We start from the raw sequence: 13,030 nt of genomic DNA on the forward strand, positions 1-13,030 counted from the left end.
TTGCTCACTCCTTTTCCTTGTGCTCATGATGGACGGTTGCAGTACCGTCTTCTTCCATTGCTTTGCCTAGTGCTTTCCAGGCAAGTGTTGCGCATTTGATACGCGCGGGGAATTTTGCGACACCACTTAACATGGCAGCGTCCCCTAGTGGTTCAAGGTCTGCGACTTCTTTTCCTTGGACAAGTAGTAAAAAGTCGTCCGTCAATTGCTCTGCTTCTGCAATTGTTTTGCCAATGACAGCGTCGGTCATCATTGAGGCACTGGCTGTACTGATAGAGCAACCACTGCCGTCAAAGGCGATATTGATGATTTTGCCGTCTTTGATCTCGACTTGTAATTCAATGACATCCCCACAGGTGGGATTGTTCATTTCAATCTTATTCGTTGATTCCGTCAACGTGCCACGATGATGTGGATGTGATGAGTGGTCCAAGATCACGTGACGGTAAAGATTGTCTAACTTAGATAGTGCCATTTTGGAAAAACTCCTTTGTTGCGAGAATTGCTTGGACTAAACGATCGGCATCTGCTTTTGTGTTATAAATGTAAAAGCTGGCACGAGCTGTCGCAGCAACCCCTAGATACTTCAATAATGGTTGGGCACAATGATGTCCAGCACGAACGGCGACGCCTTCCATATCAAGGGCTGTCGCTACATCATGGGGATGTAGATTTTCTAAATTAAAGGAAATCACACCTGTTCGATGCGCTGGGTCTTTGGGTCCATAAATCGTCAAGCCTTCGATCGCTTGTAGTTTTGGTAAGACATAGCCAACTAGTTCGGCTTCATATTGATGGATGCCTGCTAACCCAATGGATTCAAGATAATCGATGGCAGCACCGAGTGCGATTACACCGGCGATGTTTGGTGTGCCTGCTTCAAATTTCCATGGAAGTTCTTTCCATGTGCTGTCTTGTAGGCCCACAAAGTCGATCATTTCTCCACCGAATTCAACGGGTTCCATTTGTTCCAACCATTTCCGTTTTCCATATAATACACCTGTTCCGGTCGTTGCGCACATCTTATGTCCGCTAAAGGCAAAGAAATCACAATCTAGGGATTGGACATCGATTTTGATGTGTGGGGCAGATTGTGCACCATCTACCACCAAAATACCGCCTTTTTCATGAACGATCGTCGCCAACTCTTGGATCGGATTGATGACACCTAATACATTAGAGGCATGGGCAACCGACACGATCTTGGTTTTTTCTGTAATGATCGAAGTGGCATGTTCTAGATCAAGAAAGCCTTCTTCGGTCAATTCGATGTATTTCAAAGTAGCGCCGGTTCGTTTTGCCAACTGTTGCCAGGGGATGATGTTGGAATGATGCTCCATATAAGAAATCACGATTTCATCACCGGCTTTAACAAAGGCGTCACCATAGCTTTGCGCTACCCAGTTCAAACTGGTGGTCGTTCCACGTGTGAAAATGATCTCGGCAGTCTCTTGGGCATTCAAAAAACGGCGAACTTTTTCTCTGGCAGCTTCATAATCATGGGTTGCTCGTTCGGCTAACGTATGCACGCCTCGATGGACGTTGGCATTGTTTGCGGAATAATAATGCGTCATCGTCGCTAACACTTGTTTGGGTTTTTGCGTAGTCGCTGCATTGTCTAAATACACCAGGGGTTCGTCATTGACTTCCTGAAATAAGATCGGGAAATCTTGACGGATTTTTTCTGGAGAAATCATACATTTAACTTCCCTTCAATAACTGCCACTAGTTCTTTGCGCACCGCTTCAACTGGGATCGCAGTTAAGACAGACCCTAAGAAGCCACGAATGACTAAACGTTCTGCTTCTTCTTTTCGTAAACCTCGACTCATCAAATAATACATTTCTTCCGGATCGACACGTCCAACACTTGCGGCATGTCCTGCTGTAACTTCGTGTTCATCGATCAATAAGATCGGATTGGCATCGCCTCGTGCTTTATCTGAAAGCATCAAGACACGACTTTCTTGTTGGGCATCTGCACCTTTGGCTTTTTTCAAGATGTGTCCGATACCGTTGAATGTCAATGTACCACGTTCTCGGATCACGCCATGTTGCAAGATATGTCCGATCGTGTGTGGAGCTTTATTTGTCACCCGGGTATCGATTCCTTGGGTTTGTTTTCCTGAGCTGATTGCCACGATCTTGACTTCCGCATGTCCGCCTTCACCGACTAGATCTGAATCAAAATCAGCGACGATATTCCCATCGTTCATCACTCCGATTGCCCAGTCCACAAAAGCATCCCGTAAGATATGTCCACGACGGTTCATATATGCTGTGACATTTTCTCCTAACTGGTCGACTGCTGCGTATTTGACTTTGGCACCGGCTTTGGCGATGACTTCCACAATGATATTCCCAGAGACTTTTTGTAATTCTTCTCCAGTTGTTTGGAATCGTTCCAAGTAAGAAAATTCACTGTGTTCATCTGCGACGATCAAGACGTGTTTGAAGAAGTGTTGCGAAAATGCTCCTTCTTGGATAAACAGGGATTCGATCGGTTCTTTGATGACTACGTTTTTTGGTACATATAAGAACAAGCCACTATTCATGAATGCGGCATGAAGCGCAGTCAATTGGTCTTCGTCCATTTCAACAGCTTTCGTCATGTAATATTCTTGGACTAATTCAGGGTATTCTTGCATTGCAGTAAATAGATCTGTAAAGATCACTCCTTGTTCTGCAAGGTCTGCGGATAATTGCTCAAAGACAGTCAAGGTGCCTTGTTGCACGACTAATGGATTGTCTTTCATCGCATCAAATGCCGCAACATTTCCAGATTCAGGTGTCTGATCAGTCAACTCATTGATTGAAAACAATGGCCAACGACGGAATTTCACACGTTCGATATGGGGCAATGGTAGTTCATCTGCTTTTTTCAGCGCCTCTTGACGAAGCGTCGTCATCCATTCCGGTTCACCTTTACTGAATGAAAAATCTGTAACAGCGTCAAGATGATCGAGCCATTTAATGTCTTTCATAGATGTGCTCCTCCTTACGCTTCTTCTTCTTTGTAGTCGATTCCTAATTCTTTACTGATGCCTGCATATCCTTCGGCTTCTAGGCGTTTTGCTAGATCTGCACTGCCAGTCATCACGACACGACCTTCCATCATGATGTGGACTACGTCAGGTGTGATGTAGTTTAACAAGCGTTGGTAGTGAGTGATGATCAAGGCACCAAAGTTGTCGCCACGCATTTCGTTCACGCCTTTTGCCACGACTTTCAGTGCATCGATATCTAATCCAGAATCGATTTCATCTAAAATCGCAAAAGTTGGTTCTAACATCAAGAGTTGTAAGATCTCATTACGTTTTTTCTCTCCACCAGAAAAGCCTTCGTTCAAATAACGTTCAGCCATTTCTTCTGGCATATTCAAGAGTGCCATCTTTTCATCTAACTTTTTCAAGAATGACATGACAGAAATCTTGTCATCTTCCGGACGTGTCGCATTGATCGCTGCACGCATAAATTCGGCATTCGTGATACCTGGAATCTCACTTGGGTATTGCATGGCTAAAAACAGACCTAAACGCGCACGTTCATCTACTTCTAGCTCTAAGACATTTTGCCCATCAAAAAGGATTTCTCCTTCAGTTACTTCGTAATTCGGATTTCCCATAATTGCAGCAGACAAGGTCGATTTACCTGTTCCGTTTGGTCCCATGATGGCATGGATTTCTCCTGTTTTCATTGTTAAATTCACGCCTTTAAGGATTTTCTTGTCCTCAATCGACACATGTAGGTTTTTTATTTCTAAGACAGACATGTAGTTCCCCTCCATATTCTGATTCGTTCTCACTTATTTTAGACTAATTGAGAATGAAGCGCAACGCCTCAACCAGTTAAAAATGTCATAATTTTGATTTATTGCAAATAAAACATCATTTTCAATTGATAATCTTTATAAACTGAATAAAATAATTTTTGTTCGTTTTTTCTCAAAAAAAGCCTGGGAATCATTCCCAGACTTTACAGGTTTTATTTTGCATCCGCATCGACAGATTTTACGGAGCCTTCCCATTGTTCTTCGATCCATTGACGAACATCTTCTTGATGTAAGACTTCGATCAATTTTTTGATCTTGTCGCTGTCTTCGTCACCTTTACGTGTCGCAATGATGTTGACATATGGTGAGTTATCTTTTTCTAGTAATACCGCATCTTCTAACGGATTCAATCCAGCGCCGTAAGCAAAGTTGGCGTTGATAGCCACTAGATCGCCTTCGTCATTTTGGTAAGTAGAAGCCAATAATGCTGGATCGATCGTGTGATTGAATTTCAAGTTTTTAGGATTTTCATCGATATCATCAAATGTGGCTGTTTCTAAATCAACGCCATCTTTGACTGTGACTAATCCAGCGTCTTTCAAGATCGTGATGATCCGTCCCCAGTCAGATTCTGAGTTTGAAGTAATGATCGTTGCGCCATCTTCTAATTCAGAGATGTCTTTGATTTTTTGTGAATACAAGCCCATTGGTTCGATGTGGACAGCACCGGCATTGACAAAATCATAGCCTTTTTCGTCGATTTCTTTGTTCAAGTAAGGGATGTGTTGGAAATAGTTCGCATCAATGTCGCCTTCTGATAATGCTTGGTTTGGCAAAACATAGTCGTCAAATTTGACGATTTCCAAATCAATGCCTTCGTCTTTCAAGAGCGGCTTCACATGTTCTAAGATTTCCGCATGTGGTGTTGGTGATGCGCCGATTTTCAAGGTTGTATCGTCTGATGCATTTGATGAGTCACTACTGCTTCCGCCGTTTCCACATGCGGCTAATCCAACTGTCAGTAAAAGCGTTGCTGCAAATCCAAAAATTTTCTTTTTCATATCCTATATCCTCCTATTTCCTACTATCTTTTATCTGTTTTCTTCGTTAAGAAATCCCCGATTCCTTGAACAATAAATACAATGACTAAAATAATCAAGGTAGCGACAAAAGTCACTGTTAAATTACCACGTTGGTAGCCTTCTTGCCAAGCCAAGCCACCTAGACCGCCGGCACCGATTGCACCTGCCATGGCAGTAAAACCGATCATTGAGATCGTCGTTACAGTCAAACCCGAGATCAAAGCTGGGACACTTTCAGGTATCAAGACTTTCCAAATGATTTCCCAATAGCTCGCCCCCATCGCATCTGCGGCTTCTAAGACCCCAGGACTGACTTCGCGAAACGCGATTTCTACAAGTCGAGCGTAAAAAGGAGCAGCGGACAACACGAGAGCTGGAATCGCTGCTTGTGCGCCTAACATCGTTCCCACGATTGCTTTGGTAAAAGGAATGATCAAGACCATCAAGATCATGAATGGTGTCGATCGGAATATATTACTAATGATCGAAACGATGCCGTAAATGACCCGCGCATACGGTTTATTTTTGCGACCGATCGAGTAAAGAATCAAACCAAGGATCAAACCGATGATGGTTACTAAGACCATGGAGATCAACGTCATGTATAACGTGTCCATGATGGCTTGTTGCATCGTCTCCATGTTGATTTGGCTGAAATCAAGGTAGGTTTCTGTGAAGCTTTTATCCATGATGGATCACCTCCACTCCAACGCCTTGCTCTTTAATAAAGTTTTCTGCTTGATCCAATTCGTTTTCCTCTCCGATCATCAAGGTAGTCAGCGAACCAAACGAGCCTTCTTTGGTTTGCTTGATTTTCCCATATACGACATTGATATCGACATTGTAACGACGAATGGCTTGAGAAATCACTGGTTCGTTGGCATTCGTTTCGTTGAAGGTCAATGTCACTAAGCGACCGTCTGGATTTTCTTTAATCAACTCTGCCAATAATTCAGTGGATTCAGCTTCTGGTTCGATATCTTGTTGGACGAAACGTTTCGTGACTTCTTGTTGTGGATTGCGAAAAACGGTCAACGCATCGCCTTCTTCCACGACTTGCCCACGTTCCATCACCGCTACTTTGTTACAGATTTTACGGATAACGTTCATTTCATGAGTGATCAAAACGATCGTCAAGTTCAATTTTTTGTTGATTGCCAATAATAGATCTAAGACCTCTTCCGTCGTTTGTGGGTCCAATGCACTTGTCGCTTCATCGCAAAGGAGGATTTCTGGCTCATTGGCTAACGCACGAGCAATCCCGACTCTTTGCTTTTGTCCACCAGATAATTGGGACGGATAAGCTTGTCCTCGTCCTTCCAAACCGACTAAACGGAGCAATTCTTCTGCTCTTTCTTTCCGTTGTTGTTTCGGTACACCGGCTAATTCCAAAGGGAACTGGATATTTTCTAGTACGGTACGTGACCACAATAGATTGAAATGTTGAAAAATCATGCCGATTTTTTTACGAAAAACGCGTAATTCTTTATTCTTTAACTTAGTAATGTCTTGGTCGTTGACAATTACTTGACCATCCGTAGGTAATTCCAAGCCATTCAATAAACGGACTAAGGTACTCTTACCCGCACCGGAATAACCGACGATACCGTAAATGTCGCCTTGTTCCACTTGTAGTGAAACGTCGTTGATAGCGTGGATCGTCCCATGTTTCCCGCCAAATGTTTTCTTGACATTCGTCAATTGGATCAATGACATATCGTTCACATCTTTCTTTACTTATTTTCTCTTAGACAACAAAAAAACTTTCGTCCTTTGCGTTTAGCAAAAGGACGAAAGTTTAGACTTCCGTGTGACCACCTTGATTCGCTGCTATTTCACAATAACAACCTCGTTCAGTACTTGACGCTAGTCGCATACTGCTGTGCTATAACGGGCACGCCCGTAGTCAGTTTGCTTGCGCTCACTCACTCTGCTCTAAGACCATCTTCCATCTCATTTCCGTTACCCTTTCACAGCAAACCGGGCTCTCTTGAAACATCTGTGACATGTACTCTTCTTATCAAAGCTTTCGTTATGATTGTTTATGATTATAGCAGTTACAAGAATCGGTGTCAAACGTTTATTTGAACACTTTCGTTCTTATAATGCGTCGAATTCTGCTGCATCGACATCTTTAAAACTCAATAACCACGCAGTCATTTCATCTTCATCGTTCAAAACAGCGATATTCTCACTGATTTTTTCATTCACAGATGAGACTGTTCCAGATAATGGACTTGCAAATTCAGTGACTGCTTTTTCTGCTTCTACTTCAACTAGTGCATCGCCTGCTTGATACGCTTTACCGATTTTTGGTAAGTTGGCAAACGTGATCTCACCTAGATCTTCTTGCGCTTCTTTTGTCAAACCTACACAGTATTCTTTTCCATTAAATAAAATCCAAAGGTTATCTTTCTTCTTTAAGTGTTTCCCAGCCATTTTAATTGAATGCTCCTTCGTATATTTTTTCATTAAAACCGATTGTGACCAGTTGATTGTCTTTGACGATCAATGGTCGTTTGATCAACATGCCGTCCGTAGATAACAGCTGACTTGCTTCTGTGAGGGATAATTCATCGATTTGATCTTTTAGACCAAGTTCACGATATTTCATCCCGCTTGTATTAAAGACACGGCGAAGCGGCACATCTGAATGCTTCAACCATGATTCGATCGTTTCTGCCGTAGGCGTATCTTTGACCATATCGACCGCTTGATACGTTACTTGATGATTGTCGAGCCAAGCCTTGGCTTTTCGACAAGTGGAACACTTTGGGTACTCATAAAAAGTAAACAACTTGCGTTACCTCCTAGAATTTTTTACCGGTGCTTCATTTTGATAACGCATAGATAAGATCAATCCGATCCCAATCATATTCCCTAAGATCGATGAACCCCCTTGACTGATAAACGGCAATGGAATCCCAGTTAATGGAAGTAAGCCGATATTTGCGCCAATGTTTTCAAAGACATGGAATAAGAGCATCATGATTAATCCACTTGCGATATAGGCATAAAACTCATTGTTCGTATCGAAGCAGACACGTATCATACGATAAATCAATACAAAATACAAGAAAATGACAAATGCGCCACCAATAAAGCCAAAATTCTCGCCAATGACAGTGAATATCATATCCGATTCTCGGACTGGCACGTAAATGTTGCTGACGTTAAAACCTTTTCCGAACATGCCACCTGTTCCGATTGCTAAAATCCCTTGGGCGGGTTGGAAGCTAAAGCCCGACGTATCATGAAATGGATCGAGCCAAGAATCGATTCGGGCAAATTGGTAAGATTTGAACCCAACAGTATACAGGAATTCTCTTCCTGATTCTGTGGTCACAAGGAAAATCGTTCCGGCACCCACAATAAATGCTAAAGCAAAGATCGGGCCAATGATTTTCCAAGAAATCCCTGACATCAAAAAGACGCCACCAAAGATCGCCAGAAAGACGAGCATCGTCCCAAAGTCTTTTTGCGCCATGACTAACGCAATCACAGGAATCGAAATGATCAACATCTTTGCAATCAGCCAAAAATCAGATTTGATTGTTCGAACTTTGACTTGCGTATTGTGCTTCGTTACGATCAACGCCAGCATCAAAATATAAGCGATCTTCATCAGCTCGGCTGGTTGAAATGTGACACTTCCAAAGCGGAACCAGTTTTTTGAACCGGTACTTGCCGCCAGATTCTGGTCGTAAAATCGTAAGAGCAACCCCATAACAAGCAATCCTAGTCCATAGAGATAAGGTGTCAATTTCCAGATCCATTTTGAATTGATCCGCATGACGATTGCAATCGCTACTGCTCCCACAAGGTACCAAATGATTTGCATCCCGACACCTCTTGTCACAGAGGGACCATTTGGATCATGTGTCAATGCGACGTATAAGGATAAAATCCCAATCAAACATAATAAAAATACTGGTAGAATGACTCCGTAATCGATGCGGTTATCATTCGAAGTTTTTATTTTTTTTTCCATTTTTCATCCCTTTTCCTAAAAACCATACTGCCCTATATTATAGCTGTCTCCTTCTATAAATGAAAGCCAAAGCAAATGAGATTTGCGAAAAATTAATCTTATTCATTTCTCTTTATCCTTTCTTAAGATAAAAACGAAAAAAACGCTTATTCAAGGGAGAAGTTCTATTGATTCTGTCTGATATTTTTCACTTTTTCTTTTACTTTTTATAGAAATCCAAGATCTCATTTCCTACTTCTAATAACCGTTCAGAGGTCAAATGGGTCCGTTGGATCAAATAGAACTGACGAGATTCAGCTAAAGGTTCAACGTGTATCCCTTTTGGTACTGCTCGTTTGGATAATATGGATCGGCCGATTCCTTCTTTCAACATCGCCACAATGACCTCATTACTTTTTACAAGCATTTTCTTCCCTTGGATATTCTTTTCTTCAAAATAACGTTGCGTGTAATGGAACACGCCTGAAGAAGATTCCCTGACTAGCCATAGTTCACTTTTAGGATCACCTGCAACGACCAACGCATCTTCAAGTAAAGAAAAGCGTTGTACGCCGGTTGTTTCTAAAGGTTTTTCGATAAAACCAAAATCAGCTTCATGTTTTGCCACTTGCTCCAAACTTTCATGAGAATTCGCAAAAGCAATCGAAAACTTGATTTTTGGAAAACGCACGATCAACTCTTTCATCAATTGAGGCAATAAATACACAGCAAATGTATGGGAAGCGACGATTCGGCACACTTCTTCTTCATTTTTTTCATCCGCTAATTGTTGTTGTGTTGTTTCCCATTCTTCCAATAAAACCAATGTTCGTTCATAAAGTAAATCCGCTTGTTTTGTCGGCTTCATCTCTTGTCGTCCATTGCGTTGGAAAAGTTCCACCCCAAGATCCCGCTCCAATTGTTTGATTTGATTGGACACCGCAGGTTGAGACAAATAGAGTAATTCAGCGGTTCGCGAAAAATTTCTTGTTTCATAAACGACACGAAAGGTTGTTAATAACTTAAACATCTAACCACTTCCATTATCTTTTTTTATAGTAACTATAATAACTATTTGATTTAAATATATCAAAAAGACTTTATAATGAAAAGTGTAAGGAACAGGTTGTGGACCTTCAGTTACACACACCTCACAACCTTCCAGACAGCTTACTGCAACGATAAGGAGAAGCATCCATGCGATTTGTTTTTTCCCATTGAAAAACTTTACTATTCTTCGTAACAAGCAGTTTTCATCGTTGGCTACTTATCGTTGCAACGAGTCTGTCCTTGATTATCAATAAAAAAGGAGAGTAATGTATGAAGCATTTCTTGAAGATTGTTCCGATCCCGATTTGTGGGTTGATCCTTGGATTGACTTCTTTAGGGAATCTTTTAAAAGACTATCATTTGACACATTTAGGAAATTTTGTAGGCGCGATCGGTATGCTTTTGATGCTGTTGATCATCGGCAAACTGATCCTTTTATTTGAACACACGAAGCAACATCTATATGATCCAATCGTCGCTTCCGTCTCGCCGACCTTTACGATGTCTTTGATGGTCATCTGTACGTATTTTGTTTCTTTCAAATCAATTGCGCCAATCGTCAAATTGATTTGGTTAGCCGCAGTGATCTTCCAAATCATCTTGGTTCTGTACTTTAATTACCATCATGTAGTTAAAGCAGACTTGTCAATAGAAGCAATTTTTCCAAGCTGGTTTATCGTGTATGTTGGTTTTGGTGTCATCACAGTAACTGCCGGAAACTTTTCTCCGATTCTTGGAAAGATCTTCTTCTGGCTTTCGTTAGCTTGTTATGTAGTATTACTGCCAATCATCATCCATCGAATTTTCTTTGTCAAAAATATGGCGCAACCAACCTTGCCATTGATTGCGATTCTTGCAGCACCTGGTTCTTTGTGCCTGACAGGGTACTTAAAAAACTTTGAAGACCCAAATTTGGCCTTAGTCATGACGTTGTTCCTTGTTTCGCAAGTACTTTACTTTATCGTTTTAGCCATGTTACCACGTCTGTTATTGCTTGATTTTTATCCAAGCTTTGCAGCCTTTACTTTCCCATTGGTGATCTCTGCTACAGCAATCTCTACTGCCACTGCTTATTTCCATCAACTAGGGTTTGCTACAGGGATCTTAGATGGATTGAAAGTCATCGAGTGTTTGATTGCCTGTGGCATGATCGCTTACGTCTTAGGACACTATGCCATCTACTTGATTAAAGAACACAGTCAACATAAACATCACCTTTCAAAGGGATTGATAGAATAGACTTCACCTTCTGTCTTTTTCACTTAGTAAAAAGGCAGAAGGTTTTTTTGTATTCACGAAGAAACAAATAAATGATACTATATTTTAGAAAAACTTTTTCTTAAATGAAAGGAAAGAATCAGATGAATGCTTTATTCACTTATATAAAAACGCTGAAAAAATTTGGTGGCCGAAAAATCTTACCCGGACTACTACTCGCCTTTTCCGTCGCAGTCATTAGTCGGCTATTGGGGCCCTTTGTCCCACAACTCGGTGCAGGAACGATTGCGATTTTACTTGGCATCGTCTTAGGAAACACCTTGTTTAAGCAACCTGAACTTGCGGTGGGTACCAAATTTGCCGAAAGTAAACTATTAGAATGTTCCGTTTTCTTGCTTGGTGCAACTGTGACGATCCAAACGATTGCACAGATTGGTATCAAAGGTGTAACTTTCGTGTTACTCCAAATGACTGTCACGATTCTTGGTGCCTATTTCATCGAAAAAAAACTGTTGTTCAGCGATACCTTTGCCTTGATGATGGCAGGTGGAAACGCCATTTGCGGTTCTTCAGCCATTGCTTCGATTGCTCCAGTGATCCATGCAGATGAAGAAGAAAAGGGCCAAGTCATTACCTTGGTCAATCTTTTAGGAACAGTGATGATGTTGACACTTCCCTTTTTAGGTCTCCAACTCTTTGGTGATCAACTGATCGAAAAAAGTGCACTTATAGGTGGTACTTTACAATCCGTTGGACAAGTGGTTGCTGGAGCAAGTCTATTAGATGCTTCAGTCGTGCAATTTGCGATGCTGTTTAAAATCATGCGGATCATGATGCTTGTGGTCGTGGTATTCCTCTTTGAAAAATTTATGACAAAAAAACAGCCGGCCGTCTCGTCTACGTATACGCCAAAAAACCACAAACGAAAAATGCCACTTCCTTGGTACGTTTTAGGCTTCTTGATCGTGTGTTTAATCAACAGCTTCTTCACCATTCCCCATGTGATCGATCAAAGCGCTAGTTTTATTAGTGGTTGGTTTGAGGTCACTGCATTAGCCGCGATTGGCTTACGTTTGGATTTTGCAAAGTTCATGAAAGAAGGAAAACGATTCTTGACGTATGGATTGACTGTGGGACTTTTACAAACGATCATGGCTTTATTCTTTATTTGGTTGATCAAACTATAAGTAAAATAAGCACCAACATCTCGGAAAGATCTTCTATTTCGAGGTGTTGGTGCTTATTTATCTGTATTGTCAGCTAGTAGTACAGCCTAATGAGCTAAAATATTTTCAAGCACTAATAGTTGCCGTTTGATCACTAATCCATTTTCAGCTTTCCCCATATACCCAGTCAATTGTCCATTTTGCCCAATCACTCGGTGACAAGGAATAACGATTGGTAGAGGATTCAAACGATTGGCTTGACCAATCGCACGAGCTGCCTTTGGTTGTCCGATTGCCTGTGCCACTTGTTTATATGTGCGACTTTGTCCATAAGGGATTCTTGTGAGCACTCGCCAAACCTTTTGTTGAAAGGCTGTTCCTCTTTGGAAAGATAAAGGTACATCAAAAACGTGTCTTTCACCTGAAAAATATTCTTCCAGCTGTTGTTTTGCCAAGGATAAAATCTGAGCATTTGCTTCTTCATTTTCAGAAATTCGTTCAAAAGAGACAGCTGTTAATCCTTTTTGATCGGCATCAAGCCATAAAGGACCGATCGGTGTTTCAATTTTCATTTTTGTCCGCCTTCCTCATCACTTATTTTATTTATCATCTATGATTCTTAGAAAAAAATCAACCTAAAAGTTTATTTAATGACATAGAGATGGTACACTGTATACGGCCCTTATAATAAAGATAATCATCTTATATCATTGTTATTTAAACATACTTTTATTTACACTAGTTATAGGAGAAAACATGGTTGAAAGGAACGA

General features: G+C 41.2%; 14 protein-coding genes. 2 read left to right on the forward strand and 12 right to left on the reverse strand.

The window, feature by feature from the left end; all coding sequences use genetic code 11:
* Positions 1 to 4: 4 nt before the first annotated feature.
* The 11 genes from sufU to IGI79_RS11195 all read right to left on the reverse strand — a co-directional run bounded on the left by sufU (position 5) and on the right by IGI79_RS11195 (position 9,853).
* The gene (sufU, locus tag IGI79_RS11145; RefSeq protein ID WP_438845988.1) at positions 5 to 475 is read right to left on the reverse strand and encodes a Fe-S cluster assembly sulfur transfer protein SufU; all 471 of its coding nucleotides are present in this window, start codon (positions 473 to 475) and stop codon (positions 5 to 7) included.
* Positions 462 to 1,697 (reverse strand): cysteine desulfurase, encoded by a 1,236-nt coding sequence (locus tag IGI79_RS11150; protein WP_438845989.1) that lies wholly within the window; start codon positions 1,695 to 1,697, stop codon positions 462 to 464. The genes sufU and IGI79_RS11150 overlap by 14 nt, the downstream gene beginning before the upstream one ends.
* Entirely contained in the window at positions 1,694 to 2,983 is a 1,290-nt protein-coding gene (gene sufD, locus IGI79_RS11155) for a Fe-S cluster assembly protein SufD (RefSeq protein WP_195339004.1), read from the reverse strand. The genes IGI79_RS11150 and sufD overlap by 4 nt, the downstream gene beginning before the upstream one ends.
* Before the next feature lie 14 nt (positions 2,984 to 2,997).
* Entirely contained in the window at positions 2,998 to 3,771 is a 774-nt protein-coding gene (gene sufC, locus IGI79_RS11160; RefSeq protein WP_195339005.1) for a Fe-S cluster assembly ATPase SufC, read from the reverse strand.
* 212 nt (positions 3,772 to 3,983) lie between these two features.
* A complete protein-coding gene (locus IGI79_RS11165) occupies positions 3,984 to 4,832 on the reverse strand; it encodes a MetQ/NlpA family ABC transporter substrate-binding protein (RefSeq protein WP_065097060.1) in 849 nt (282 codons plus the stop codon).
* Between the two features lie 23 nt (positions 4,833 to 4,855).
* On the reverse strand, positions 4,856 to 5,542 hold the full coding sequence (locus tag IGI79_RS11170) for a methionine ABC transporter permease (RefSeq protein ID WP_065097059.1): 687 nt from the start codon (positions 5,540 to 5,542) through the stop codon (positions 4,856 to 4,858).
* Complete coding sequence (locus IGI79_RS11175) at positions 5,535 to 6,569, reverse strand: methionine ABC transporter ATP-binding protein (RefSeq protein ID WP_410300447.1); 1,035 nt, start codon at positions 6,567 to 6,569, stop codon at positions 5,535 to 5,537. The genes IGI79_RS11170 and IGI79_RS11175 overlap by 8 nt, the downstream gene beginning before the upstream one ends.
* Before the next feature lie 384 nt (positions 6,570 to 6,953).
* The gene (locus IGI79_RS11180) at positions 6,954 to 7,292 is read right to left on the reverse strand and encodes a glycine cleavage system protein H (RefSeq protein ID WP_010734632.1); all 339 of its coding nucleotides are present in this window, start codon (positions 7,290 to 7,292) and stop codon (positions 6,954 to 6,956) included.
* A gap of 1 nt (position 7,293) precedes the next feature.
* Positions 7,294 to 7,650: an arsenate reductase family protein gene (locus IGI79_RS11185; RefSeq protein ID WP_010734631.1), complete on the reverse strand. Its 357-nt coding sequence runs from the start codon at positions 7,648 to 7,650 to the stop codon at positions 7,294 to 7,296.
* Between the two features lie 6 nt (positions 7,651 to 7,656).
* Complete coding sequence (locus IGI79_RS11190) at positions 7,657 to 8,844, reverse strand: FtsW/RodA/SpoVE family cell cycle protein (RefSeq protein WP_010734630.1); 1,188 nt, start codon at positions 8,842 to 8,844, stop codon at positions 7,657 to 7,659.
* Positions 8,845 to 9,043: 199 nt separating this feature from the next.
* Positions 9,044 to 9,853 (reverse strand): LysR family transcriptional regulator, encoded by an 810-nt coding sequence (locus IGI79_RS11195; protein WP_438845990.1) that lies wholly within the window; start codon positions 9,851 to 9,853, stop codon positions 9,044 to 9,046.
* A gap of 290 nt (positions 9,854 to 10,143) precedes the next feature.
* Between IGI79_RS11195 and IGI79_RS11200 the strand changes: the two genes are divergently transcribed.
* Positions 10,144 to 11,112 carry a TDT family transporter gene (locus IGI79_RS11200; protein ID WP_019723785.1) on the forward strand — a complete coding sequence of 323 codons (969 nt, stop codon included), beginning with the start codon at positions 10,144 to 10,146 and terminating at the stop codon, positions 11,110 to 11,112.
* 122 nt (positions 11,113 to 11,234) lie between these two features.
* Positions 11,235 to 12,278 carry a YeiH family protein gene (locus IGI79_RS11205; protein WP_438845991.1) on the forward strand — a complete coding sequence of 348 codons (1,044 nt, stop codon included), beginning with the start codon at positions 11,235 to 11,237 and terminating at the stop codon, positions 12,276 to 12,278.
* Between the two features lie 86 nt (positions 12,279 to 12,364).
* Here the strand turns inward: IGI79_RS11205 and IGI79_RS11210 are convergent, their stop codons facing one another.
* The gene (locus IGI79_RS11210) at positions 12,365 to 12,829 is read right to left on the reverse strand and encodes a methylated-DNA--[protein]-cysteine S-methyltransferase (protein WP_010734626.1); all 465 of its coding nucleotides are present in this window, start codon (positions 12,827 to 12,829) and stop codon (positions 12,365 to 12,367) included.
* Positions 12,830 to 13,030: the final 201 nt, after the last annotated feature.

This window comes from Enterococcus sp. AZ084 (genome assembly GCF_051714905.1).
Classification (GTDB): domain Bacteria; phylum Bacillota; class Bacilli; order Lactobacillales; family Enterococcaceae; genus Enterococcus_B; species Enterococcus_B pernyi.